The organism is Janthinobacterium sp. SUN137, from assembly GCF_030587265.1.
GTDB lineage: Bacteria > Pseudomonadota > Gammaproteobacteria > Burkholderiales > Burkholderiaceae_D > Janthinobacterium > Janthinobacterium kumbetense.
On sequence record NZ_JAPWHZ010000001.1, the window covers coordinates 367,448 to 392,278 of the forward strand.

21 protein-coding genes are annotated in these 24,831 nt (G+C 62.8%); 1 reads left to right on the top strand and 20 read right to left on the bottom strand.

From position 1 onward, the window contains the following. Both rlmN and ndk read right to left on the bottom strand, forming a co-directional pair. The gene (gene rlmN, locus O3298_RS01795) at window positions 1–1,176 is read right to left on the bottom strand and encodes a 23S rRNA (adenine(2503)-C(2))-methyltransferase RlmN (protein WP_034752035.1); all 1,176 of its coding nucleotides are present in this window, start codon (window positions 1,174–1,176) and stop codon (window positions 1–3) included. A gap of 125 nt (window positions 1,177–1,301) precedes the next feature. Then, entirely contained in the window at window positions 1,302–1,718 is a 417-nt protein-coding gene (gene ndk / locus O3298_RS01800) for a nucleoside-diphosphate kinase (protein ID WP_034752036.1), read from the bottom strand. A 221-nt stretch (window positions 1,719–1,939) separates the two neighbouring features. On the opposite strand from ndk, the gene O3298_RS01805 reads away from it, so the two are divergent. Next, window positions 1,940–2,626 carry a Bax inhibitor-1/YccA family protein gene (locus O3298_RS01805; RefSeq protein WP_034752039.1) on the top strand — a complete coding sequence of 229 codons (687 nt, stop codon included), beginning with the start codon at window positions 1,940–1,942 and terminating at the stop codon, window positions 2,624–2,626. Between the two features lie 63 nt (window positions 2,627–2,689). Here O3298_RS01805 and O3298_RS01810 read toward each other — a convergent pair whose 3' ends face one another. The 18 genes from O3298_RS01810 to odhB form a co-directional block, all read right to left on the bottom strand. Continuing rightward, window positions 2,690–3,535, bottom strand: coding sequence for a LysR family transcriptional regulator (locus O3298_RS01810; protein ID WP_305058382.1), 846 nt, complete (start codon window positions 3,533–3,535; stop codon window positions 2,690–2,692). Between the two features lie 28 nt (window positions 3,536–3,563). Beyond that, the gene (gene cfa, locus O3298_RS01815) at window positions 3,564–4,709 is read right to left on the bottom strand and encodes a cyclopropane fatty acyl phospholipid synthase (protein ID WP_305058960.1); all 1,146 of its coding nucleotides are present in this window, start codon (window positions 4,707–4,709) and stop codon (window positions 3,564–3,566) included. A 299-nt stretch (window positions 4,710–5,008) separates the two neighbouring features. Then, entirely contained in the window at window positions 5,009–6,064 is a 1,056-nt protein-coding gene (locus O3298_RS01820; RefSeq protein ID WP_305058383.1) for a cupin-like domain-containing protein, read from the bottom strand. 76 nt (window positions 6,065–6,140) lie between these two features. Continuing rightward, on the bottom strand, window positions 6,141–8,105 hold the full coding sequence (locus O3298_RS01825; RefSeq protein ID WP_305058384.1) for a glycosyl hydrolase family 18 protein: 1,965 nt from the start codon (window positions 8,103–8,105) through the stop codon (window positions 6,141–6,143). Between the two features lie 448 nt (window positions 8,106–8,553). Next, window positions 8,554–9,894, bottom strand: a complete 1,341-nt coding sequence (gene rlmD / locus O3298_RS01830; RefSeq protein WP_099667081.1) for a 23S rRNA (uracil(1939)-C(5))-methyltransferase RlmD — start codon at window positions 9,892–9,894, stop codon at window positions 8,554–8,556. Window positions 9,895–10,133: 239 nt separating this feature from the next. Continuing rightward, complete coding sequence (gene rpoS / locus O3298_RS01835; protein WP_077407335.1) at window positions 10,134–11,165, bottom strand: RNA polymerase sigma factor RpoS; 1,032 nt, start codon at window positions 11,163–11,165, stop codon at window positions 10,134–10,136. A gap of 8 nt (window positions 11,166–11,173) precedes the next feature. Further along, the gene (locus O3298_RS01840; protein WP_289904153.1) at window positions 11,174–12,091 is read right to left on the bottom strand and encodes a peptidoglycan DD-metalloendopeptidase family protein; all 918 of its coding nucleotides are present in this window, start codon (window positions 12,089–12,091) and stop codon (window positions 11,174–11,176) included. A gap of 42 nt (window positions 12,092–12,133) precedes the next feature. After that, window positions 12,134–13,024: a protein-L-isoaspartate(D-aspartate) O-methyltransferase gene (locus O3298_RS01845; RefSeq protein WP_305058386.1), complete on the bottom strand. Its 891-nt coding sequence runs from the start codon at window positions 13,022–13,024 to the stop codon at window positions 12,134–12,136. A 22-nt stretch (window positions 13,025–13,046) separates the two neighbouring features. Next, complete coding sequence (gene surE / locus O3298_RS01850; protein ID WP_289910939.1) at window positions 13,047–13,784, bottom strand: 5'/3'-nucleotidase SurE; 738 nt, start codon at window positions 13,782–13,784, stop codon at window positions 13,047–13,049. Between the two features lie 94 nt (window positions 13,785–13,878). Next, window positions 13,879–16,359, bottom strand: a complete 2,481-nt coding sequence (locus O3298_RS01855; RefSeq protein ID WP_305058387.1) for a tetratricopeptide repeat protein — start codon at window positions 16,357–16,359, stop codon at window positions 13,879–13,881. Between the two features lie 19 nt (window positions 16,360–16,378). Further along, window positions 16,379–16,984: a toll/interleukin-1 receptor domain-containing protein gene (locus O3298_RS01860; RefSeq protein ID WP_035820738.1), complete on the bottom strand. Its 606-nt coding sequence runs from the start codon at window positions 16,982–16,984 to the stop codon at window positions 16,379–16,381. A gap of 283 nt (window positions 16,985–17,267) precedes the next feature. Continuing rightward, window positions 17,268–19,304: an ATP-dependent DNA helicase gene (locus tag O3298_RS01865; protein WP_369811441.1), complete on the bottom strand. Its 2,037-nt coding sequence runs from the start codon at window positions 19,302–19,304 to the stop codon at window positions 17,268–17,270. 61 nt (window positions 19,305–19,365) lie between these two features. Further along, the gene (locus O3298_RS01870; RefSeq protein WP_034752051.1) at window positions 19,366–19,566 is read right to left on the bottom strand and encodes a YdcH family protein; all 201 of its coding nucleotides are present in this window, start codon (window positions 19,564–19,566) and stop codon (window positions 19,366–19,368) included. Between the two features lie 138 nt (window positions 19,567–19,704). Continuing rightward, window positions 19,705–20,421, bottom strand: coding sequence for a hypothetical protein (locus tag O3298_RS01875; protein WP_289904151.1), 717 nt, complete (start codon window positions 20,419–20,421; stop codon window positions 19,705–19,707). A 19-nt stretch (window positions 20,422–20,440) separates the two neighbouring features. Further along, window positions 20,441–21,538: a cell division protein ZapE gene (zapE, locus tag O3298_RS01880; RefSeq protein ID WP_099667077.1), complete on the bottom strand. Its 1,098-nt coding sequence runs from the start codon at window positions 21,536–21,538 to the stop codon at window positions 20,441–20,443. 70 nt (window positions 21,539–21,608) lie between these two features. Beyond that, complete coding sequence (lpdA, locus tag O3298_RS01885) at window positions 21,609–23,039, bottom strand: dihydrolipoyl dehydrogenase (protein WP_034752057.1); 1,431 nt, start codon at window positions 23,037–23,039, stop codon at window positions 21,609–21,611. Beyond that, complete coding sequence (locus O3298_RS01890) at window positions 23,029–23,406, bottom strand: PspC domain-containing protein (protein WP_305058388.1); 378 nt, start codon at window positions 23,404–23,406, stop codon at window positions 23,029–23,031. The genes lpdA and O3298_RS01890 overlap by 11 nt, the downstream gene beginning before the upstream one ends. 94 nt (window positions 23,407–23,500) lie before the next feature. Then, window positions 23,501–24,757, bottom strand: a complete 1,257-nt coding sequence (gene odhB / locus O3298_RS01895) for a 2-oxoglutarate dehydrogenase complex dihydrolipoyllysine-residue succinyltransferase (RefSeq protein WP_230542174.1) — start codon at window positions 24,755–24,757, stop codon at window positions 23,501–23,503. Between the last annotated feature and the right edge of the window lie 74 nt (window positions 24,758–24,831).

Below are 24,831 nucleotides of genomic sequence, written 5' to 3' on the forward strand. Positions count from 1 at the left end.
TCAGGAGCGGATTTCCACGATCTTGCCGAAATTGGCGCCAAATTTTTGTTGATACTCAGTCATCTTTTCCATGCGTTCCTGCACCCGCGTGCGGTCCTTGACTTCGCCGGCCAGCTGGCCGCAGGCCGCATCGATATCGTCGCCGCGCGTCTTGCGCACGGTGGTGATGATGCCGCCATCCATCAGCACCTGGGCAAAGGCCTTGATGCGCGGGTTTTTCGAGCGGAACAGGCCCGACTCGGGGAAGGGATTGAACGGGATCAGGTTGAACTTGCAGTTCACGCCGAACTCGCGGTCTTGCACCAGCGCCAGCAGTTCGCGCGCGTGCTCGTCGCTGTCGTTGACGCCGTCCAGCATGCAGTATTCGAAGGTGATGAAATCGCGCGGGGCGAATTCCAGGTAGCGCTTGCAGGCCGCCATCAATTCCTTCAGCGGGTATTTCTTGTTCAGTGGAATCAAACCGTCGCGCAAGGCATCGTTCGAGGCGTGCAGCGAGACGGCCAGGGCCACCGGCACTTCCTGCGACAGCTTGTCCATCATCGGCACCACGCCCGACGTCGACAGGGTCACGCGGCGGCGCGACAGGCCGTAGGCGTTGTCGTCGAGCATCAATTTCAAGGCCGTGACGGTCGGTTCAAAGTTCAGCAGGGGCTCGCCCATGCCCATCATCACCACGTTGGTGATCTGGCGCTCGCCTTTCGGGCCCGGCTCGATGCCCTTGGTGCGGCGCAATTCGAATTCGGCCATCCACAGCTGGCCGATGATCTCGCCCACGGACAGGTTGCGGTTGAAGCCTTGCTTGCCCGTCGAGCAGAAACGGCAGTTCACGGCGCAGCCGGCCTGGGTCGAGATGCACAGGGTGCCGCGGTTTTCTTCCGGAATGAACACGGTTTCCACGGCATTGCCATTGCCTACATCAACCAGCCACTTGCGCGTGCCGTCCGTCGACGTGTGGTCGCTGATGATGGCCGGGGCGCGCACTTCGGCGCGCGTGGCCAGCTTGTCGCGCAGCGACTTGGCCAGGTCCGTCATGGCGTCGAAATCGGAAGCGCCGAACTGGTGTATCCAACGTTGCAATTGTTTCGCACGAAACGGTTTCTCTCCCAACTCGGCGCAGTAGGCGATGAGTTGCGCGGGATCAAGGTCCAGCAAGTTGGTGAGGGTCGTCGTATTCATGATCATGTCTATTCTAAAAATCCGTCCCCGCGCGCATCCGGAGCGAAAACTCCACAGCGCAGCGGGAACAGGGGGTGATAAGTTATTTCACAGATAACGCCAGGAAATAACGTTATCTAAGGCAATTAAGCCTTCAGTTCTGGGAAGAAGTAAGCGATTTCCACTTTAGCAGCTTCGACAGCGTCGGAACCGTGTACGGCGTTAGCGTCGATCGAATCGGCGAAATCGGCGCGGATCGTGCCTTTTTCTGCTTTCTTCGGATCGGTCGCGCCCATCAGGTCACGGTGGGCCAGAACGGCGTTTTCGCCTTCCAGGGCTTGGATCATGACTGGACCGGAAACCATGAAGTCGACCAGATCCTTGAAGAAGCCGCGTTCTTTGTGCGCTGCGTAGAAGCCTTCAGCTTGTTCGCGCGACAGTTGGGTCATGCGTGCTGCAACGATTTTCAGGCCAGCGTTTTCAAAACGGGAGTAGATTTGACCGATTACGTTTTTTGCAACTGCGTCTGGTTTGATGATCGACAGGGTGCGTTCGATTGCCATGTGTGAAAACTCCAATAAAAAGTAAGGTTTAAAACGGTAAATTGATAACTCAATCAACCTTTGATTTTACCATACTCCACCCCATATCACCCAGACAGGCAGGGGGCATCTTGCCGCCCCGCCCCCGTTTAATGAAATCTTAAGCTGCTTTTTTGGCAAATTCCGGCCCTCATGCTATCCTTGGGCAAAGCAGTAATTTGAATTGACAACACGGAGGCACTATGAATCAGAACATGCAACGCACCTTTGACCTGTCGGGGGGCATGCAGCAAGTCCGCCATCAGGTCTTGCGCAACACTTACTGGCTGCTGGCGCTGTCCATGATCCCGACCGTGCTGGGCGCCTTCATCGGCGTGCAGATGCATTTGCCGATGTTGACCGGCGGCATGGGTTTCATCATCTTCATGGCCGTCGCATTCGGCTTCATGTACGCGATTGAAAAGACCAAGAACTCGGGCCTGGGCGTCGCCGTCCTGCTGGGCTTTACCTTCTTCATGGGCCTGATGCTCACGCCTATCCTGACGCGTACCCTGGGCTATTCGAACGGCGGCATGCTGATCATGACGGCATTCGGCGGCACGGCCACCATCCTGGCCGTGATGGCGACCATCGCCACGGTCTCGAAGCGCGACTTCTCGGCCATGGGCAAGTGGCTGTTCGCCGGCGTGATCGTGCTGATCCTGGCATCGGTGGCGAACATCTTCCTGGGCCTGTCGGCACTGTCGATCGTGATCTCCATGGTCGCCATCGCCATCTTCTCGGCTTACATCCTGTATGACGTGCAGCAAATCATCAACGGCGGCGAGACCAACTACATCTCGGCCACCCTGCGCATCTACCTGGACGTGTACAACATCTTCACCAGCCTGCTCTCCTTGCTGGGCTTCGCTGGCGGCAGCCGCGACTAAGACTAAGCATTGCGCTTGAACAAAAAGCCGACCTTCGAGTCGGCTTTTTTACGTCTGTCGCATCTACTTGACCTTTTCCGCCACCTCCAGCAGGCAGGCGCGGGCGCGGTCCAGGGTCGGATTGTCGCGCTGGGCCGCGTACACGGCGTAGGCGGAATGCGAGAACTCGGGCGCGTCGCGCACGCGGAACAGGAGGCCCGCATCAAGATAGGGTTGCGCGCTGCCGATGCGGAAATAGCTGGCGCCGCCCACGTCCAGCAGGTAGACGAGGGCCAGCGGTCCCAGCGAGATCGAGATGGGCGGGCTGCTCAGCTCCGGATACGCGGCCTGGTGATTGGCGGCGAAACTGGGGCCCCAGTCCACGTACACATACGTATCGGCCTGTATCTGGCCGTCATCGCGCGTGGTCACCATCACCAGCTTTTCCTCGGCCAGCAATTCGCTGGCCAGGCCCGGGCGCTGGGGCGGGTTGTACAGCACGGCCAGGTCGAGCGAGCCGTCGTGCACGGCGTCGAGCAGGCGCGCGGGACTGTCGACTTCCGCGCGCAAGGCGATCTCGGGGCAGTCGCGGCTCATGCGTATCAGCCAGTCGCCGAGCAGCGGCTGCCACAAGCTCAGCTCGCAGCCGATGCTGACGGCGTCGTCGCGCCCCGGCGGCAGGGCCACCTGGTGGCGCGCCCGCTCCCACACCTGCACCATGGTGGCCGCGTGGCGCATGAAGCGCTCGCCGGCCGGCGTCAGGCGCGCGCCCGCCTTGTTGCGCACGAACAATTGGCGCCCCAGCTGCTGCTCCAGGGTGCGGATGCGGGCGCTGACGGCCGTTTGCGTCACGTGCATGCGTTCGGCAGCCATGATGAAGCTGCCGCAGGAAGCCACTTCCAGGAAGGTACGCGCTTGATTGATATCCATCAATCCATCATATCAGTTGCCGCACATCTCAACTGACACGCTCATAGCCGCCCAATACGCCCTGTTTCGACAAGACCCATTGCCACAGCTGCAAATCACGCGCGCGGAAGGCGCCAGCGCAGGACAGCAGATAGTATGACCACATGCGGTGGAAGCGCTCGCCCAGCTGGGCGGAAAACTGCGGCCACGCCTGCTCGAAATTCGCATGCCAGGCCATCAGGGTCTTGTCGTAGTCGGCGCCGAAGTTGTGCAAGTCTTCGGCCACAAATAAATCGTCCATGGCGTCGCCGATCTGGCCCAGCGACGGCAAGTCGCCGTTCGGGAAGATGTATTTGTCGATCCACGGGTCGCACGTGGAATGGCGCTTGTTCTTGCCGATCGTGTGCAGCAGGAACAGGCCATCGTCTTCCAGGCAGCGGTGCGCCACTTCCATGAAGGTGCGGTGGTTCTTGTGGCCCACGTGTTCGAACATGCCGATGCTGACGATGCGGTCGAATTTTTCATTGGTGTCGCGGTAATCCTGCAGGCGGAAGTCCAGGCGCTCGCCGCCCGGCATGCTGCGCGCATACGCGGCCTGCTCTTTCGAGATCGTCACGCCCACGCACTGCACCTGGTATTTTTCCGCCGCATAGCGCATGAAACTGCCCCAGCCGCAGCCGATGTCGAGCACGCGCATGCCCGGTTCCAGCCCGAGCTTGCGGCAGATCAAATCGAGCTTCGCTTCCTGCGCCTCGGCCAGGTTGCCGGCATCCTTCCAATAGCCGCACGTATAAGTCATGCGCGGATCGAGCATGGCCGCATAGAAGGCATTGCCCAGGTCATAGTGCTCCTTGCCCACCATCCAGGCGCGGCGCTCCGTCTGCAAGTTGAACAGGCGCGCGTACAGCGCGTGGAAGGCCAGGCGCATGGGGCGCACATCGTCGGCCACCCTGGCGCGCAGCAAATGGCAAAAGAATTCATCGAGCTGCTGCGCATCCCAATCGCCGTCCATGTACGCTTCGCCCAGCCCCAGGTTGCCGCTGGCGAAGGCGCGCTCCGGCACGCCCGGCTTGCGCAGCTGCATGTCCCAGGCGGCGCGGCCATTCAAATGGATGTCGGCCTTCGCCAGCAATTCGGCCGCTTCGCGCGTCAGCCGCGTGTCCACGGTGATTTTCGGTGTTTGCTGCAACTGCATTGCTGCTTGTGTCGTGTGCTGCGTGTTCATGCCCTGCCGCCTCCAGATGGTTGTCGGTGCTGGCGCGCGCCGGCAAACCCCATCAGCGGCCCGGCGCCGCGCCAGCCATAAAATTATCCGCCCGCCATCGCCATCTGGATAATGAAACATCATGGTCATTCATATCAAAATAATTGCTGCAAAATGATTTGAATCAATTATTTTATGGAAATATTTTATACAAGTATGGCCCCGTAACATGCAAAAAGCCGCCTATAAGGCGGCTGTTCGCGGCAGGTTCGCGCCATGCGGCGCCACGATCAAAAGTCGTGATTAGATGGGTACTTGCTGTAAAAATCGTTATCCCATTTGAAATTGGTAAACGCCACCGTCATCGATACGTCGAGCGCTTCGACCAAATGCCAGCAGCCGACGGGCAGGAACAGGATCTCGCCCGGCGCCAGCACGCATTCGCGCACTTGCACGTCGGCCATCAGCGGGTAGCGCCGCAGGTCGATGTCGCGCCCGTCGACGGGCGTAAAGCAGTGGCGCTGGTTGTACACGCGCGCCACCTCGCAGGCGGCCATGATGCGCAGGCGCTTGCGCCCCTTGACCTGGGCCATGAAGTTGTTCGTCAGGTCGTGGTGGAATGGCGTCACCGTGCCGGCCGGGCCGAACCATAGAAATCCCGTGGGGCCGCCATCCTGGCGCAGGTATTCGGGCAGCTGGCCGATATCGTCCCACAGCTCGCGCAAGGCTTGGCGATTCTGCGAATTGTTATTCGCCGTCATGTAGAAATCGTTGGTCGCGCCGCTGGCCTCGACCAGGCTGGCGTACTCGCCGAACGCCATCTTGCGCTTGTGCGCCACGCTGTTCATTTCATACTGGGCATCCGCTTCGCGGCCAAACTGCACTTCCACCTCACGCTGCGCGTAATGCTCGCGGAAATACGCGGGACTCCATTTCGCTATGGCGGGCCATTCATCCATCATGCCCGTGATGATGACGGGCTGGTTGATGGAATAGTACTCGTCCAGGAATTCCTGCGCGGACAGCTTGTCGCGGCGGGGAATCTCGGGGGTGCGCAGGTGGTTCAGCTTGCGCTGGATGTCGATCACCCAGTCGCGCTTGGCCAGGCGGTTCGACAGGCGCACGGCGCCGGCCAGGTAGGGACTCTGCAGCGCCAGCTCCACTTCGCGGCGCGCCAGGGGCTCCGCGATGCCGGCCTGCTGCAGCACCGGCATCAGCGCCGACGGATGGCTGCCCAGCATGAGGTTTTCCGCGATCCAGCTGCGCCACTCGCGGCTCAGCTCCTGTTCCTGCTGCTGCTCCTGCTGCTGCTTCTGCTTGACTCCGAATGTCGATACCGCCGCCATCGCCCGCCTCCCGTGTTTTTATGAATAAACGGCCGGACAGCATGGCTATCCGGCCGCGTCTTACGCTACATCAACATTACCGCACTTTCCACACCTCGGTTGCCAGCACGCCATTCGCGTCGCCATCGAGTTCCCACGAGAACGCGCCGCGCAAGCCCTGGTCCTTGACGTATTTCACCTTGGTGCCGATGACGGTCGGATCGTCATAGCTCCACCACTGGCCGCCCGCCCCCGTGTACAGGTACAGCTGCTTGGTCACGGGATGGTAGTAGCGCGTGCCGGCCTTGGCGACGAGGATTTTATAGTCCTCGATGCCCGACTCGTACGTGCCCGGCGCCGTGCCCGTGGCCGCCTGGTACAGGCCATCGCCATTCGGTCCCGGCGCCACGCCCGTCCAGCCGCGGCCATAGAACGGCATGCCCAGCAGCAGCTTGTCGCGCGGCACGCCGGCGGCAATCATGTACTGCACCGCCTTGTCGCCCACGTATTCGCGCGCCATGCCTGTCGACGGATCGGCAGGGTCGGCAAACAGCTGGGCGTTGAAGTTGGTGCTGTTTTCCCAGCCGCCGTGGAAGTCGTAGGTCATCAGGTTGATCCAATCCATGTACTGCGAGTACAGGGCCGGTTCCGTGTTGTCGATCTTGTCCTTGCCGGCACCGACCGCGGCCGTCAACAGGTAGCGCTTGCCGTTGGCTGCGCCGAGCGCATCGAGCTGGGCACGGAATTCCGCCATCAGCAAGGTGAAATTGCGCTTGTCGTTGGGGCTGACCGTGTTGTACGGCTGGCCGCCGCCGACCGGATATTCCCAGTCGATGTCGATGCCGTCAAAGATATTCGCCGCCGCGCCCACGCCGCCGCGACCGCCCTGCACCGGCAAGTTGCCCTTGATGTAGATGTCGATGCACGAGCGCACCATCTGCTTGCGCAGCGCATCCGTGGCGGAACCGACGGAGAAGTTCTTCGACCAGCTCCAGCCGCCCAGCGAGATGAACAGTTTCAAGTTCGGGTGCGCCGCCTTGAGCTTTCTCAACTGCAGGAAGTTGCCCGACAAGGGAGCATCCCAAGGAATCGCCTGGCCATCGACGGTGCGTTTCGGCGTGCGGATGTAGTCGGCCTCGGCATCGCCGCCCGTGCCCGCATCCGGCGAATTCGGATTCGTCGCGCCCGGCTCCGTCTTGGTGATCATGGCGCATTCATAGCCGCCGTTTTTCGGATAGATATTGCCGAAAGCGTAGTTGATGAAGGTCAACTTGTCGGCCACGCCGCTGGTATGCACGTTCGCCACTTCATAGTCGCGGCCATACACGCCCCATTGGGCGAAATAGGAACCGACTTCGCGGCCCGTTGGCGTCGGGGTCGGCGTCGGCGTTGGCGTTGGCGTCGGAGTAGGTGTCGGCGTAGGCGTTGGGGTCGGCGTCGGAGTAGGCGTTGGCGTCGGGGTAGGCGTGGTGCTGCAGATCTCCAGGCTGGTCCACGGCTTGCCCGTGCCGGCGGCGCCGCTGCTGGTCGACGGATTATCGCCCTGCGTCCAGTAATTGGCGCGGTAATTCGTGCCCGCATAGCTGACGGTGGCGCCCGCGCTGTAGGCCGTGCCGGCCACCCACGCCAGCGCGCACGTGCCGCCGGTTGGCGTTGGCGTCGGGGTGGGCGTTGGATTTGGCGTAGGCGCCGGTGTCGGCGTTGGTGTGGGCGTCGGGGTCGGCGTTGGTGTCGGAGTAGGAGTTGGCGTGGTGCCGCCATCGCACGTGCCGCCTGCGCTCCACAGGCTAGGCGTGGCGACGGGGTTCCAACCCGAGCCCACGTGATCGGTCTGCGTCACCAGGGCCGTGTAGTTGGCGCCCAGGTAGGTGACCACCGTGCCCGCGTTATACGTGCCGCCCTCTTGCCACGGCACGCACGCGACCACCGTGCTGGCCGCCAGCAATTGCGAACCGGCCGGCGCGCCGGCGTCACCGCCGCCGCCGCAGGCCGCCAGCACGCCACCGCTGGCCAGACATACCATCATGTTCCTGATCGTTTTCTTGAGTATTAAATTTTCCACGTTGTCTCCTGTTCAGGTTTGCGGAAATACCACTCTGCTTCAATGAAAAAGCTACCCTGTGATTTTGTTTTTTGCAGTTGCAAGAACAGCATGCTGCTGAAAAAATAGGCGGTCAAGTGGTTTTGAAGTGGCCTCGAAGTGGGCAATACCACTTTACAAAGAAAGCATAACGGCGGAGACGGACGGCGCGTTGTCCTACTGGACAAGCAAAAAAACGGCAGAGGAAGAATGAAAAAAGACGCTGGATCGGGAAAAGACAGACCAGTTTTATAACACGCTGTAAGTGGTATTGCTGTGGAGTCAGGAGAAAAGGCAGAATTTGTGCAAGCGCCCTGAATAGCCTCGGCGCGCCTGAAAAACGTTCAGAGCAAGGCGCCTTGCCGAAGACAGTACGAATAGTACGGCTAGGCAAGGCAACGCAGCTATGGACGTTTTATCAGGTGTGCCCTCAGATCAAATCAAAGACCGCCATCGACTCGACGTGCGAAGTATGCGGGAACATGTTCACCACGCCCGCCTTGCTCAGCACATAACCCGCTTCCAGCGCCAGGATGCCGGCGTCGCGCGCCAGGGTCGACGGGCTGCACGACACATACACGATGCGTTTCGGCAGCAGGTCCGGACGCACTTGCGACAGGCCGACCAGTGCCTGGCACAGGGCCATGGCGCCATCGCGCGGCGGATCGACGAGGATGCGGTCGAATTTGCCCAGCGCGATCAGGTCGTCCGTCGTCACTTCGAACAGGTTGCGCGTGGAGAACGAGGTTTTTTCCGCCAGGCCATTGGCCAGCGCGTTTTCCAGCGCCCGCTCCGTCAGGGTGGTGCTGCCTTCGATGCCCACCACTTCGCTGCCTTGCGTGGCCAGCGGCAAGGTGAAATTACCCAGGCCGCAGAACAGGTCGGCCACGCGGTCCGTCGGCTGCACTTCCAGCAGGCGCAGGGCTTTCGACACCAGCACGCGGTTGATGTGGTGGTTCACCTGGGTAAAATCGACGGGCTTGAACGGCATCTTGACGCCGAATTCCGGCAGCAGGTAGTGCAATTGCTTGTCCAGCGGATAGAACGGCACGGCCGTTTCCGGGCCCTTCACCTGCAGCCACCATTGCACGCCATATTCGTCGGCAAAGGCCTTCAATTTCGTTTCGTCATCCGCCGTCAATGGCGCCATGATGCGCAAGACCATGGCGGTGACGTCTTCGCCCACGGCCAGCTCGATCTGCGGCATCTGGTCGAAGATGGACAGCGAAGCAATCAATCCACGCAGCGGCAGCAGCATGGCGGAGATGTGCGGCGGCAAGATTTCACAGCTATCCATGTCGGCCACGAACGCCGATTTCTTTTCATGGAAGCCCACCAGCACGGCGTCTTTCTTCTTGACGTGGCGCACGGACAGGCGCGCGCGGTAGCGGTAGCCCCACGTCGGGCCATACATCGGGCGCATGATGCTTTGCGGACGCACCTTGCCGATATGCCACAAGTTGTCTTCCAGCACGCGCTGCTTGATCGCCACCTGCGCCGACGGCTCCAGGTGCTGCATCGAGCAGCCGCCGCAATTGTCGAAATGCTTGCATTTGGGCGTCACGCGCATCGACGATTCGCGGTGCAGCGCCGTCATGCGGGCCATTTCCCAGTTCTTCTTTTTCTTGAACGTCACAAAGCTGACGCGCTCGCCCGGCAACGCGCCTTCGACAAACACGACCTTGCCCGGCGAGCCGTCTTCGTTCTCAATATGGCCAACGCCACGGGCGTCCATGTCGAGCGATTTGATTTCGATGATATTTTCTTGCATAGCGATCAATAGGTAAGAGTGGGCCAGGACGCAGGGCCGCGCTGGAACTTGAAAGAACGGGGGAAAGGTCAGGCGCCGCGAGCGGGGCGTATGATAGCAGATCGCGACAGGCAAAAGCCGCTCAAGCCCTCACCGGGCAGCAAGCCTGAGAAAATGCGCGGGGCAAGGCGCGTGGCCGAAGACAGTACGCCAGTACGGCGAGGCCATGCAACGCCGCCATGGGCGTTTTATCAGACTTGCTACAGTAGGGAGTCGCGCACGACGCCGCGTGCGGCCATGGCCCGTTTGAGCTTGATCAAGGCTTCCTGCTGGATCTGGCGCACCCGCTCGCGCGTCACGCCCATTTCCTCGGCCAGGGTTTCCAGGGTAGCAGGGTCGTCGTTGTCGAGGCCGAAACGGCGCATGATGACGACGCGCTGCTTGTCGGGCAGCTTGGTCAGCCAGTCGCGCACCAGCACCGTCATTTCATGGTGTTCCGCGCGCGCGTCGGGGCTGTCTTCGCTGGCGCCGGGCAACATGTCCATCAGCGATGATTGCGGGTCGTTGTCGAGCGGCGCGTCGAGCGAGGTGGCGTGCTCGGACAGGGCCAGGATATCCTGCACCTCTTCCACGGGACGACCCACCAGGTGGGCGATGTCTTCCGCGGTGGCATCCTTGCCATCGTGGTGCTGGGCTTCCAGGTGGTACTTGCCGCGCAGAATTTGATTCAGTTCGCGCACCATGTGCACGGGCAGGCGCACCGTGCGCGCCTGGTTCATGATGGCGCGCTCGATGCTCTGGCGTATCCACCAGGTGGCGTAGGTAGAGAAACGGAAACCGCGCTCGGGCTCGAACTTGTCGATGGCCCGCATCAGGCCGATGTTGCCTTCCTCTATCATGTCGAGCAAGACCACGCCCCGGTTGATGTAGTGCTTGGCGATCGACACGACCAGACGCAGGTTGTGCTCGATCATGGTTTGCCGGGCTTCGAAATTGCCCTGCTTGGCGAGGGTGGCGTAATGCACCTCTTGCGCCGCCGTCAGCAGGGGCCGCGTGCCGATCTGGTTCAGATAGTGCTGGGTGGTATCGGTCGACAGCTCGGCCGCCAGCACTTTTTTCAATTCATCGACACTTTCGACCAGCACGCTGACGCTGGCCACCTCGCCGCCCTCGCCCGCGTCGACGGCGTCGATGCCGTCAAGTTCGCCGGCATCGTCCGTCACGACTTCGTCTGCCCCGTCTTCCGGCAGTTCCGGGTCATCGTCCAGCTGGTCGTGCGGCGCGTGTGTCATTGCTTTACCTAACGGTTAGGCAGGAATTTCGAAGGGTCGACAGGCTTGCCCTGCTGGCGAATTTCAAAGTGCAGCTTCACGCGGTCGGCATCGGAATCGCCCATTTCGGCGATGGCCTGGCCTTTGTTGACGTTCTGCCCTTCCTTCACCAGGATGCTGCGGTTATGCGCATACGCCGACAATAAACTATTACTGTGCTTCACGATGACAAGATTACCATAACCACGGATTCCGCTCCCGGCATACATGACTTTTCCCGCGCCGGCGGCCACCACTTGCTGGCCCGCCTTGCCGGCGATATCGACGCCCTTGTTCTTGCCTTCGTCGAAAGTGCCGATGACCTTGCCTTCGGAAGGCCACATCCAGCTGATCTTGTCGTCGCCGGGCGCCGATGCCGCAGGGGCTGCCGCGGCGGCGGCCGGTGCGGCGGCGACGGTTGCTGCCGGGGCTGGCGCAGGCTTGGCGTCGCCCGTGCCGCCATCGGCGCGCAATTCGGCCAGGGTGGCGTCGGAATACGCGCGCTTCTCGCCGCGCGGGCCCGTTTTCTTCGGTACGACAGGCGCGGCCGGCTTGACTTCCGTCGCTGGCGGCATGACGATGGCCGACGTTTGCGCGCCGCCCGTGTCGCCATTCGGCGGCAACACGCGCAGCACCTGGTCGACCTTGATGTCGTTCGGGTTGCTCAAGTCATTCCAGGCCACCAAGTCGCGGTAATTCTGCCCGTGCTCGAGGGCGATGCGCAACAGGGTGTCGCCACGCTTGACCGTGTAATAGGCCGGATCGCGGTCGCGCGGATCGCTGGCGGCGGCGCTGCTGCTCGAGGGGTGGCGCTCGACGACGGGCGCCTGGACGCCCGTCGTGCCGCAACCGCTCAACAGCGCGGCCAAGGTGATGCCACATAGAAGTATGTTACTTTTCTTAATCATTCGCATGTATTTATATGTCCTGCTTGCTAGCTGATCCGGGGATCATATGGTGCCCGGGCGCAAAGGTACGAAATGGCAATCTTCCAGGGTTTGGCTAGTCCATTCCATTTTCCCCACCCGGGTAATGAGTTGTAAGTGTTGCAATTTAGCCCCCACCGGCGCAACCAGACGCCCGCCGGGCGCCAGCTGTTCCAGCAGGGCTTGCGGGACTTCCAGGCCGGCTGCGGCAAGGATGATCCCGTCGAAGGGCGCCGCCTGCGGCAGGCCTAGCATACCATCTCCGTACTGCAAGCGCAGATTCGACACGCGCAGCGGGCGCAAATTGGCCTTCGCCAGCTCGTGCAGGGGCCGGATGCGCTCGATCGAATACACCTCTTTCGCCACCAGCGACAGCACCGCCGCCTGGTAGCCGCAGCCCGTGCCGATTTCCAGCACGCGCTGCAACGCCCCGCCCTGGCGCATCACTTCGATCATGCGCGCCACGATGTACGGCTGCGAAATGGTCTGGTGGTGGCCGATGGGCAGCGAGGCGTCGATATACGCCTGCGACGCCAGCGCCTCGTCCATGAACATGTGGCGCGGCACGGCTTGCATGGCGTCCAGCACCACCTGGTCCTTGACGCCCTGTTTCGCGATGCGCGCCACCATGGCCCGGCGCACGGCCTCCGAAACGAGCGGATTTTGCCGCGGCGGCGACACCGCCGCCGGCTGCGCCCGCTCATTGGCGATGGCCTGGGCCCGCGACGGCGCGATGGCCGAGTGCGCGCCATACGGCTGCGCCCCGCCGCGCGCCGCGCTCTGCGCCGCATTCTGCGTGGCCGTCTGCGGCGTGGCGATCCTGGACTGGGCCAGCGACTGCCCCCCGCCCTGCCTGGCGGGCTTGCCGGCCAGCGAATCGAGGGACAGGGGGAAGGTGCGCGGCTTATCGGTCATGGTTGTCGGTCATCGTGAGCGGTCATGCCAGGCCTTTTGCCAGTGCATCGAGTTGGGTGGTATGGGTCAGGTCGATCTGCAACGGCGTGATCGATACTTGCCCATGTTCAACAGCATGGAAGTCCGTGCCCGGCCCCCCTTCCTTGGCGGCGCCGGCGGGGCCGATCCAGAAGATTTCACGGCCGCGGGGGTCGAGCGCGCGGATCACGGGCTCGGCCGAATGGCGCTTGCCCAGGCGCGTGGCCACCACGCCTTGCATTTGCTCGTAAGGAATCGCCGGGATATTCACGTTCAGCAGATACGGTTTCTGCAGGGCGTCAAACTGGCGCTCGACGATTTCCCTCGCCACGCGGGCGGCCGCGTCCAGGTTGGCCCAGCCAAACTGCGACTGGGAAAAGGCGATGGCGGGAATGCCGAACAGAAAACCTTCCGTGGCGGCGGCCACGGTGCCCGAATACAGGGTGTCGTCGCCCATGTTGGGGCCGTTATTGATGCCGGAGACCACCAGGTCGGGGCGCTCGATCAGCATGCCCGTCAGCGCCACGTGCACGCAGTCGGTGGGCGTGCCGTTGACAAAATAAAAGCCGTTGGCGGCCTTGTGCACGGACAAGGGCCGGTCCAGGGACAGCGAATTGGAGGCGCCCGAACGGTTGCTGTCGGGCGCCACCACGACGATGTCGGCAATGGGGGCGAGCGCGTCGGCCAGGGCCGCCAGGCCAGGCGCCAGGTAGCCGTCGTCGTTACTGATAAGAATTCTCATAACGAGATTTTACCTGAAGCAATGCCAACACTGCGCGTACCGCACGCCGATAGACAGCATTATTTGTGCCGCCGCGCGGACATGGCGCGCCGCATCAGCGCTGCTCGATGCGCGCCTCGGACAGCGCCCCTTCCAGCGCCTGCACTTCATCCTCCTGCAAGGCCAGCAAGGCATTCAAATCGCCTTGCAATTTATACATTCTTTTCAGCTGCGCCATACCGCGCCTGCGCAGCTTGCCAGGCACGCCCGGACGCAGCAGGCAAGACTTCAAATGTTCGGCCAGTTCGCCCGCCTGCGCATACTGTTCGCGCTCGATCATGCCTTGCAGCATAGAAATCATGCTGGCCAGGGTCTCCGGCTCGGCCCCTTCGTGCCCGTTGGCGCGGCCGGCCAGGATGGTTTCCTGCAAATGCCGCGCGCCGTCCAGCACGCTGTCCGCATGTCCCGTGACGGGTGCGTTCAAGAGCCGGTCACTGCCGCTGAGCACGGCGTCTTCCAGCAGGCGCGCCGCCGCGCTGTCGCCCTGCTGCTGCAAGGTGCCGGCCAGTTGCGTCTTGCTGTGCAAGGTATCGAGGTGGTCTTCACCCAGCAGGCGCGCATGCACTTCCAGCACCTGCTCCTGCACGCTGCGCGCCGCATCGAGTTCACCGCGCCGCAGCAGCGCCTCGGCCAGCTTGCGCTGGCTCATCAGGGTTTCCGGATGATCGAGCCCGTGCGTGCGCTCGCGCGCCGCCACCTGGTCTTCGTGCAACTGGCGCGCGCCGGCCCAGTCGCCCTGGCCGGCGACGATGTCGGCCAGCAAATCGCGCGTGGCCAGGGTGGCCGCATGGTCGCTGCCCAGGCGCCGCTCCTGCGCCTGCAGCACGGCAGCGAACAGGCGCCGCGCCCCTTCCAGGTCGCCTTCGCGCCCCAGCGCCTGCGCCAGGGCCAGCTTGCTGCGCAAGGTATCGCCATGCTCGGCGCCGAACAGGCGCTCGCGCGCCGCCACCACCGTGGCCAGCACTTGCTGCGCCTGTGCCAGCCGGCCCATGCGCAGCAAGGTGGCGGCGCGGCCATCCATCGCTTCCAGGGTCAGCGGATGCTCGCCGCCCAGCTGGCGCGCGTAGCTTGCCAGCACCGTATCCTGCAGCAGCAGCGCCGCCGCCAGTTCACCCTGCAGCAACAGGGTTTTCGCCAGGCAGGCCCGGGCGGCCAGGGTGTCGGGATGTTCGCTGCCCAGCACGCGTTCGCGCACGTCGAGCACGTCCTCTTCCAGGAAGCGGGCTTCCTCGAGCTTGCCCAGCTGGCGCAACAGGCGCGCCATGCCGCTCTTGCACGCAAGGCTGTCGGGATGCTCCTCGCCCAGCAGGCGCACGCGGATCTCGACGCTTTGGCGGAAAGCATCGAGCGCCTGCCCGCTGCGCCCATCCTTGCGATACAGCTCGCCCAGGCGCGCCAGGTCGCGCGCCAGCGGCAGGGCCACGGCGCGGCCCGGTTCGGCCTGCAAGGCCTGGCGCGCTTCGCTGATGGCGCCCAGCAAGGCGATTTCACGGCTCGATTGCCAGGGGAAGTAGCCGCCCGTCAGCCAGTGCAAAAAGGCTTCGAAGGTGCGCGTGAGGGAAAAGCGGTCGCCGCCCTGATCGATGCGCACGGCCAATTGCTCGCCATAGGCAAAGGTTTTCGTCTGCTGCAGCTGGACTTCGTCGAAATAACTGTCAAGGGCGATCTGCGGCAAGCCGTAGGAAGTGCGCAGCAGACGCTCGAACATGGGCTGGAAGCCGGCGATGCCCTTGTGCGCATCGCCGCGGCGCCACTCGGCGCGCTGCGCCCCGTCGCCCATTTCTATGCGCGAGGGCAAGGGGTACACGAGCAGCGGGCGCTGTTCGTCTTCATGGCTGCGGCGGTACTCGATGGCCCGCGTGACGAGCGCGTCGACGCCTTCCAGGCTTTGCCGGTTCGGCGTGAAGACCACCACCAGCTTTTTCGGCAGCAAGGTGGTGCAGATGCCGGCGCTGTCCGTGCGGCCCGTGCGCGAATCGACCAGCACGTAACGGAAATGCTGGGCCAGGGTATCGGCGAAGCAGCGGAACAGGGCCGGGCAGCTGTCGAACAGCTGATCCCAGCGCATCTGCGCCAGGCGCTCGCTGTAGCTGGCGTCGAAGCGCCCCGCGCGCATCAGGTACAGCGGACTGCCCTGATCGACGCGCACCACGTACTGCTGCCAGTCGATGGCGTCGAGCACGCGCTGGGCCAGCGCCGCGTCCTCGCGCCCCCCATCTTCCCGGCCCCTGGCCTGCCCGCCGGCGCGCGCGCCCGCCGTTTCCAGGCTGATGCGCTCGAGCTGCTGGCGGCACGCCTCGAAGAACTCGAGCACGCCCGGTCGCTCCTCGTGCTGTTCGAAATAATGGTGCAGGCCCGGCGCTTCCATGTCCCAGTCCAGCATCAGCACGGGCACGCTGGCGTTTTCGCGGCGCGCCAGCAGCACGGCAATGTTCGACAGGGCCATGGTGCGGCCGGTACCGCCCTTGTAGGAGTAGAAGGTGACGACTTCGCCAGGGGCGCTCAAAGGCGGCAGGGAGAGGCGTTGGCATTCCATGACAGGACCTTTTACGTGATTAACGTGGAAAGTGGGGAGGCGGAATGGCGCGCCATTCCGGCGGAATAGCGGGCAACACGAAACGGCTGCAATCGTGGCCGGGCGGTGTTGACCGCTTGAGCAAGTGGTAATGCGTGGCGATGCGCTGCACGATGCGTTCGATGTCGGGCAGGTATTGCGGATTCGATTTCAGGTCGCCGCTGGCCAGGGTATAGCCGGAAAAATCGACGTACAGGCCCGATTCCGTGATTTGCGGCGGCAAGCCGTCCGGATGGCGCGTCATGATGATGGGAATGATCAGGTGGCTGGGCAAGTCGTACCAGGCGCGCCGCTCCTGTTCGATCAGTTGCATGGCGGCAAATTCGCGCCGCGTGTAGCCGTGCGCTTCATATTTGGGCGTGTACAGCACGATCATGCACACGCTCTGGCACATGGCGCGCGCCACGCGCAGGTCGATATCGTCGCCGCCGCCCAGCTGTTCGCTGTCGATGAACAGGACTTCCTCGCGGTCCAGGTGCGGTTCCAGATAGCAGGCCAACGCCTCGATGAGGTCATTCTTGAACTTGTTCATGAACGCATATTGGCCGTGCGCATAGCTCAAGAAACAGCCGTAGCGGATCTCCATGGCATCCCCCTGTTCCCCGTGCGGCCCTGCCATCGCCGCGCCTTGACCCTGCAAGGCATGAGCTCACTGTAGACCGCTCGGCAACAAGCCTGTTTGCGCTGGCGCAAAGATGTGTCTGGCGTCCTGGACATGAGGAAAAATGCCAGAAACTGGCGCGATCGCGCCGATTCCTGGCATGCCAGGTGCGCAAGCGGGCGCCGCGCGAACAACGCCATGTGATTGATAACAAAGGGAAATACGCCGGCGCGCGGATGGCGCCGGCAGGCAGGACTTAGGCGAGGATTTAAGCGCCCCTGGCGGGCAGGTTGCGGAAGAACTCCACCACTTCGGCCGTGTCGCGCGTGCGCTTGAACGGCGGCAGGCTTTGCCAGATGCGCTTGCCGTACGGCTTGGAAATGAGGCGCGGATCGCAGATCATCAGCACGCCCCGGTCGCCCTCGTCACGGATCAGGCGGCCCGCGCCCTGCTTCAGGTTGATGATGGCTTCCGGCAGCGAATGGTGCATGAAGCCGTTCTTGCCCTGCTTTTCCATCACTTCGATGCGCGCCGCCAGCACGGGATCGTCGGGCGGCGCGAACGGCAGCTTGTCGATGATCACGAGCGACAGCGCATCGCCGCGCACGTCGACGCCTTCCCAGAAACTCTGGCTGCCGATCAGCACACCATTGCCGGCCGCGCGGAACTGATCCAGCAATTCCGTGCGGCCCTTTTCTCCCTGCACGAACAGGGGGAAGTTCAAACCGCGCTGCTTGAATTCGTCGGCCAGGCGTTCGGCCGCGCGCTTGACCGCGCGCAAGGTGGTGCACAGGAAGAAAGTGCGCCCGCCCGCCGCCTCGATGATGGGCAAGGCGCAGTCGATGACGGCATCCGTGTAGCCCAGCGAATTCGGTTGCGGCAGGTTTTGCGGCACGAACAGCAAGCCTTGCTCGCCATAGTCGAACGGCGACGGCCAGGTGTGCGACGGTTCGCCCGTCAAGCCCATCTGTTCAGAAAAATGCTTGAAGTCGTTTTTCACGGCCAGGGTGGCGGACGTGAAAATCCAGCTGCGCGGCGTGCCTTCGCGCTGGTTATTGAAGATGGGCGCGATCGATAATGGTGTTTTATGCAATTGCAGGGAGCTGGAAAACGCTTCCACCCAGAACACGGCTTCCTCGCCGGCCGCCACTTTCGCCTTCGGATCGAACTTCCAGCCGCTCAGCTGCTGCGCCAGTTCGACGCCGCGCACGCGGCACTGCTCCAGCGTTTCCGCCCGTTCCGCCTGGGTTTCCAGCACGGCGACCATGCCGTCAAGCTCGTCCTTGAGGCTGTCGAGCGCGGGGAAAAAGTCGCTCGAGGGGGCGATCTGCGGCAAGGACAGGCGCACGATATCCTGCGGGAAGGTCAGGCGCAGGTCGCGCGCCGCCTTTTCCACCACCGTGACGGTCTTGGCCCAGTCGATGCCGCGCGCATGCGCGAGGCCCTCGGCCAGCACGTCGCGGCACAGTTCCAGGATTTGCGACGTCGACACCGTATTGCCAAAAAACAAAGTGGCCGTATCGGGCAGCTGGTGCGCCTCATCGAAGATGATGGTGTTGGCCGAGGGCAGCAATTCCGCCACGCCCGTATCCTTCAGGGCCACGTCGGCAAAGAACAAGTGATGGTTGACCACCACCACGTCGGCCTGCTGGGCTTCCTTACGGGCCTTCATGACGAAGCAATCCTGGTAATACTGGCACTCGGCGCCCATGCAGGTGTCGCGCGTGGACGTCACCAGATTCCAGATCATGGCGTTTTCCGGCACCTTGGTCAGCTCGGCCTTGTCGCCCGAGCTGGTCATCTTGATGAAGCGCGAAATTTCGCGCAGGTGGCCCACGTCGTCGCGCGACGTCATACGCCCGTTCTGCAGGGTGCGTTCCAGGTGATAGTGGCAGACGTAGTTCGAGCGGCCCTTCAGCAAGGCGACGGACACGGGCGCCTGCAGCGCGGCGCGCACGGTGGGGATATCGCGCAGGAATAGCTGATCCTGCAAGTTTTTGGTACCGGTGGACACAATGGTCTTGCCGCCCCACATCAGGGCCGGCACCAGGTAGGCGAAGGTCTTGCCGGTGCCCGTGCCCGCCTCGGCGATCAGGGTCGTCTGGCTGTCGATGGCGCTGGCGATGGCTTTCGCCATTTCCGTTTGCGAACGGCGCGGCTTGTAGCTGCCCACGGCCGGACCGAGCGGGCCGCCGGCGCCAAACAGGCGCTCGATGTCAGCATCGTGCTTGCCAGGCGGCGCCTGGAGCTCGGCGGGCAGACTGGCTGGCAGATCGGCAGGCTGGCCATCTGGGCTTGCGGGCAATAAATTGTGATCGGTCAAAATATACTTAGGTGAAGGCTGGACTGGACGCTACTGGCGCCCCTCAGGCGGGAACGTCGGGCACCAACTGCATTTTCAGCAAGGTGATGTGATCCTTCAATTGCAATTTGCGTTTTTTCAGGCGGCGCAGTTGCAGCTCGTCATGGTGGCCATCGAGTATCAGCAACTCGATGACGGCATCGAGGTCGCGGTGTTCCACGTTGAGTTCAATCAGGCGCCGCTCTATTTGCTGTGCATCGCTCATGTGTTGCGTTCCAGGCAGTGTTGGTAACGGTGTTGGGAAACCGGCGCGCGCAGCGTACGCAGGCAGCCAGTGGGCGTAGTTTAACCTGCCGCGCGGCTTAGGGCACGCCCTTTCCGGCCTGCCCCCTGCGCAGCGGTGTTATTTGGCCGGCGGCACAGGTACAGCAACGGCCGGCGTGCTGGCAGCGGCCGCCGCCTTGGCAGCCTTGGCCTGCGCTTCGGCCTGGCGCTCGGCCAGACGTTGCGCCACCCGTTTCTGGCGCGCCACGGCGTCAGCCTGCTTGCGGGCATAGGCTGCTTCGCGGGCGGCGCGGCGCGGGGCATCGGCAGCGTCGGCGGCAGCCTGTTTCGCCACCTTCGCCGCGTGCTCAGCCTCACGCTCGGCCACGCTCTTGCCTTCCGGCTTGGGCGGCGCCGGCTCGGGCGCGACCACTTTCACGGGCTTGGGCAGGGCCGCGGCACGCTGTTCGGCGTCCAGGCGCGCACTTTCCTGCGTCCGGGCCAGGTCGATATCGCGCAGGCGCACGGACTCGGCGCGCTTGAAGTAATTCGCTTCCGCTTCGACGGCGCGCAGGCGCACGAGGATCAGGCGGCGCTTTTCCTTGGCCTTGTCCAGGCAATTATTCACGAAAAACTTGTCGTAGCACTCCAGTTCGCGCGCGGCAAACTCGTCTTCCGCCGCCGCGCGCTCGCTGGCGACCAGCTTCAGCTTGGCGTCCGCCTCGTCCACCGACAAGGTGGCGGGCACCTGCGGCGCGCCGACCTCATCCAACGCCGCGGCACCCTGATGCGCGCAGGCGGACAACGCCAGGACCAGGCCCAGCGCCGCACCCAGCTTGTATAGTGTATTTGCCATCATGTTCCTTATCCCTGCCTCAAACGATCGCGTCGGCCGCGCCGCGCTGTTCTTTTTCCATGTATTCGCGCGATTGCATCTCGATGATACGCGAAACGGTGCGGTGAAACTCGTTGGCCAGCATGCCGTTCGTGTACAGCTCATCAGGCGCCACTTCGGCCGACATGATCAGCTTGACCTTCTGGTCATAAAACACGTCGATGAGCCAGGTAAAGCGGCGCGCTTCGGACGACTGCGCCGCCGACATGGCCGGTATGCCGGACAATATTACCGTATGGAAGCGGCTGGCGATTTCCAGGTAATCATTCTGCGAGCGGGGACCGCCGCACAGGGTGGCGAAATCGAACCAGATGATGCCGCCGGCGCGGCGCAGGCAATGGATTTCGCGGCTCTCGATGCGGATGCGCGCGTCTTCGTCTGCCGTCTCGGCGATGCGCGTGTAAGCGTCGCGCAAAGCCTTGTCGGTCTCGGCGCCCAGCGGCGTGTAGTAACTTTCCACCTGTTCCAGCGCTCGGCCGCGGTAATCGACGCCCGCGTCGACGTTCATCACGTCGAGCTTGTCCTTGAGCAGCGCGATGGTCGGCAGCATGCGGTCGCGGTGCAGGCCGTCCGGATACAGCAGGTCCGGGTCGTAATTCGAGGTCATGATGAAGGACACGCCGTTGGCGAACAGGGCCGACAGCAGGTTGTACAGGATCATCGCATCGGCGATGTCGGAGACGTGGAATTCATCGAAACAGATCAAACGGTATTTCTTGGCGATGCGCTTGGCCACCTCGTCGAGCGGGTCGGCCACGCCTTTCAATTCATCGAGCTGCTGGTGCACGCCGCGCATGAATTCGTGGAAGTGCAGGCGCGTCTTGCGCACCAGGGGCACGACCGAGTAAAAACTGTCCATCAGGAACGATTTGCCGCGCCCCACCCCACCCCACATGTACACGCCTTTCGGCACGGCAGGACGGTTCAGCAGGCGCTTGAAGGTGCTCGAGCGCTGACCCTTGTAGGCCACCCACTCGTCATAGCACAGCTGCAGGCGGTCGACCGCGCGCCGCTGGGCGGCATCGGCCTTGAAATCACGCTTCTGCAGCGCATGCTGGTAAAACTCTTCTACGTTCATGGGATTCGCTTTAACGCACAGGGGCGCCGGCGGAAAAAATCCGCGAGCGCCCCCGTAGGACTAACTACAATTAAAAGTTCAACGTGCGCTTGTCAACCGCCAGTGCCGCTTCCTTGGTCGCTTCCGACAGGGATGGGTGAGCGTGGCAAATGCGCGCGATGTCTTCGGCCGAAGCCTTGAATTCCATCGCCACGACGGCTTCGGAAATCAGTTCAGAGGCCATCGGGCCGACGATGTGTACGCCGAGGATTTCATCGGTGGTCGCATCGGCCAGGAATTTCACCATGCCCGAGGTGTCGCCCAGCGCGCGCGCACGGCCGTTGGCCATGAACGGGAAGGTACCGGCCTTGTAGGCGATGCCTTCGGCCTTCAGGGTTTGCTCGGTCTTGCCGACCCACGCGATTTCCGGCGAGGTGTAGATTACCCAGGGAATCGTGTTGAAGTTGGTGTGACCGTGCTGGCCGGCGATACGCTCGGCCACGGCAACGCCTTCTTCTTCCGCCTTGTGCGCCAGCATCGGGCCGCGCACGACGTCGCCCACTGCCCACACGTTCGGCAGGTTGGTCTTGCAGTCGCCGTCGACGGCGATAAAGCCGCGTTCGTCCAGCTGCAGGCCGACCTTGTCGGCACCCAGGCCATTCGTATTCGGCGTACGGCCGATCGAGATGATCAGTTTGTCGAACACGGCTTTTTGCGCTTCGCCCTTGGCGTCCACGAATTCCACGGTGACGTCTTTCTTGCCTGGCGTGATCGCGCCGATCTTGCAACCGAGGTTGATCTTCAAGCCTTGCTTGGTGAACAGCTTCGACGCTTCCTTGGCGATCTGCTCGTCCACGGCGCCCAGGAAGACCGGCAGGCCTTCCAGCACGGTGACGTCGGAACCCAGGCGGCGCCAGACGCTGCCCATTTCCAGGCCGATCACGCCGGCGCCGATGACGCCCAGCTTGGCTGGTACGGCGTCGATGGCCAGTGCGCCCGTGTTCGACAAGATCAATTTCTCGTCGAAAGGTGCGCCCGGCAGTTCGCGCGCGTTCGAACCCGTGGCGATGACCACGTGCTTGGCCGTCAGGGTTTCGTTGGCTTCGCCCGTCACGCTGATGTCATACGTGCCAGCGGCGGCGGCAGCGAAAGCGGCACGGCCGTGGAAGAAGGCGATCTTGTTCTTCTTGAACAGGTACAGGATGCCGTCGTTGTTTTGCTTGACGACGGTGTCTTTGCGTTTGAGCATCTGGCCCAGGTTCAGCTTCAGGCCGGCGACGTCGATGCCGTGCTCGGCGAAGCTGTGGCCCGCGTGTTCGAAATGCTCGGACGATTGCAGCAGCGCTTTCGACGGGATGCAGCCGACGTTGGTGCAGGTACCGCCAGGCGCGGCGCCGCCCTTGGCGTTCGACCACTCGTCGACGCAAGCGACGGAAAAGCCCAGCTGCGCTGCGCGGATGGCGGCGATGTAGCCGCCAGGGCCCGCACCGATGACAACTACGTCAAATTGTTTAGTACTCATGTTTTGTTATTCCAATCTCTTCGTCTGGTACGAAAATCCACAATAGAAGGTAAATCACCACGCCGAAGCCGAAGGTCAATGTAAACAGGACGAAGACGAGGCGCCAGATCCACGCTTCCATGCCGGAAGCGCGGCCCAGGCCGCCGCAGACGCCGCCGAGCCAGCGGTCGTTGCGCGACCGACGCAGGCGGTTGAATTCCTGCACCAGGTCGTTCGCGGGGCCGGAAGCGGCGCCGGACGCATGGTCCGGCTTGTCCAGGTTGATATTGCTCAGGAGCTTGGCTTTCGCTTGCGCGAATTCCGCGTCGCTCAGGGCACCTGCCAGGTGCAACTCGTGCAGACGCTTGATTTCTTCAGAGACGTTCATGGGAATCCTCTTTCATTGAGATCAGCCAGCTGCGTCTTCTGGCAAGGGGTATCAGCTACATTGCCCCGGCGGCTACGCCGGGGGACTACAGTGCTTACAGGTCCAGCAGCAGGCGTGCAGGATCTTCCAGCGCTTCTTTCATCGCCACCAGGCCCAGGACGGCTTCGCGGCCGTCGATGATGCGGTGGTCGTAGGACATGGCCAGGTAGTTCATCGGACGTACCACGATCTGGCCGTTTTCGACAACCGCGCGGTCCTTGGTCGCATGCACGCCCAGGATGGCCGATTGCGGCGGGTTGATGATCGGGGTCGACAGCATGGAGCCGAAGGTGCCGCCGTTCGAGATCGAGAACGTGCCGCCCGTCAGGTCGTCCAGGGTCAGCTTGCCTTCCTTGGCTTTCGCGCCGAATTCACCGATTTTTTTCTCGATGTCGGCGATCGACAGCTGGTCCGCGTTGCGGATGATAGGCACGACCAGGCCGCGTGGCGAACCGACGGCGATACCGATGTCGAAGTAGCCGTGGTAGACGATGTCGTTGCCGTCAACGGAAGCATTGATGATCGGGTATTTTTTCAGCGCGGCGACGGCGGCCTTGACGAAGAAGGACATGAAGCCCAGCTTGACGCCGTGCTCTTTCTCGAACTTGTCCTTGTACTTGTTGCGCAGGTCGATGACCGGCTGCATGTTCACTTCATTGAACGTGGTCAGGATGGCGTTCGTCGATTGCGATTGCAGCAGGCGCTCGGCGATACGTGCACGCAGACGGCTCATCGGCACGCGCTCTTCAGGGCGATCGCCCAGGCTGGCGGCCGACGGCGTGGCAACTTGCTGCAGCGCTGGCTTGGCAGCGGCTGGCGCCAGCGGCGCAACAGCTGGCTTGGCGGAAGCGGCCAGGGCGTCGCCCTTGGTCACGCGGCCGTCTTTGCCCGAACCGGCGACGTCGCCAGCGGACAGGCCTTTTTCGGACAGGATCTTGGCGGCGGCAGGCATGGCGACATCACCTTTGGTCGCAGCGGCTGGCGCGGACGCGGTAGCGGCGTCTTGTGCGGCGGCAGCCAGGGCTGGTGCAGGCACGGCCGACACTTCCATCGGGCTGACCTTGGCCGAGCCGTCGGTGTCGATGATGGCGATGACTTCGCCGGCGACGACGGTAGCGCCGTCAGCCTTGATAATTTGAACGATCACGCCAGCGGCTGGCGCCGGCAGTTCCAGCACCACTTTATCGGTTTCGATATCGATCATGTTTTCGTCGCGCGCAACTGCTTCGCCGACTTTCTTGTGCCATGCCAGCAGGGTCGCTTCTGCAACCGATTCCGACAACTGGGGAACTTTGACTTCGATTTGTGCCATGTAAAACTCCGTTTATTTTGTTATTGCGGCGCCGCCCCTGCGTAGCAAGGGCGGCGCTCCGTCACGATGTATGC

Coding starts and splice junctions, on each gene's coding strand:
- cfa (WP_305058960.1), bottom strand. CDS start 4,709: ATGCAGTTGCAGCAAACACCGAAAATCACCGTGGACACGCGGCTGACG.
- O3298_RS01810 (WP_305058382.1), bottom strand. CDS start 3,535: ATGGATATCAATCAAGCGCGTACCTTCCTGGAAGTGGCTTCCTGCGGC.
- O3298_RS01860 (WP_035820738.1), bottom strand. CDS start 16,984: ATGGAGATCCGCTACGGCTGTTTCTTGAGCTATGCGCACGGCCAATAT.
- rlmN (WP_034752035.1), bottom strand. CDS start 1,176: ATGAATACGACGACCCTCACCAACTTGCTGGACCTTGATCCCGCGCAA.
- odhB (WP_230542174.1), bottom strand. CDS start 24,757: ATGGCACAAATCGAAGTCAAAGTTCCCCAGTTGTCGGAATCGGTTGCA.
- O3298_RS01875 (WP_289904151.1), bottom strand. CDS start 20,421: ATGGCAAATACACTATACAAGCTGGGTGCGGCGCTGGGCCTGGTCCTG.
- rpoS (WP_077407335.1), bottom strand. CDS start 11,165: ATGACACACGCGCCGCACGACCAGCTGGACGATGACCCGGAACTGCCG.
- O3298_RS01805 (WP_034752039.1), top strand. CDS start 1,940: ATGAATCAGAACATGCAACGCACCTTTGACCTGTCGGGGGGCATGCAG.
- O3298_RS01820 (WP_305058383.1), bottom strand. CDS start 6,064: ATGGCGGCGGTATCGACATTCGGAGTCAAGCAGAAGCAGCAGCAGGAG.
- ndk (WP_034752036.1), bottom strand. CDS start 1,718: ATGGCAATCGAACGCACCCTGTCGATCATCAAACCAGACGCAGTTGCA.
- zapE (WP_099667077.1), bottom strand. CDS start 21,538: ATGAACGTAGAAGAGTTTTACCAGCATGCGCTGCAGAAGCGTGATTTC.
- O3298_RS01845 (WP_305058386.1), bottom strand. CDS start 13,024: ATGACCGATAAGCCGCGCACCTTCCCCCTGTCCCTCGATTCGCTGGCC.
- lpdA (WP_034752057.1), bottom strand. CDS start 23,039: ATGAGTACTAAACAATTTGACGTAGTTGTCATCGGTGCGGGCCCTGGC.
- O3298_RS01840 (WP_289904153.1), bottom strand. CDS start 12,091: ATGATTAAGAAAAGTAACATACTTCTATGTGGCATCACCTTGGCCGCG.
- O3298_RS01855 (WP_305058387.1), bottom strand. CDS start 16,359: ATGGAATGCCAACGCCTCTCCCTGCCGCCTTTGAGCGCCCCTGGCGAA.
- surE (WP_289910939.1), bottom strand. CDS start 13,784: ATGAGAATTCTTATCAGTAACGACGACGGCTACCTGGCGCCTGGCCTG.
- O3298_RS01870 (WP_034752051.1), bottom strand. CDS start 19,566: ATGAGCGATGCACAGCAAATAGAGCGGCGCCTGATTGAACTCAACGTG.
- rlmD (WP_099667081.1), bottom strand. CDS start 9,894: ATGCAAGAAAATATCATCGAAATCAAATCGCTCGACATGGACGCCCGT.
- O3298_RS01890 (WP_305058388.1), bottom strand. CDS start 23,406: ATGAACGTCTCTGAAGAAATCAAGCGTCTGCACGAGTTGCACCTGGCA.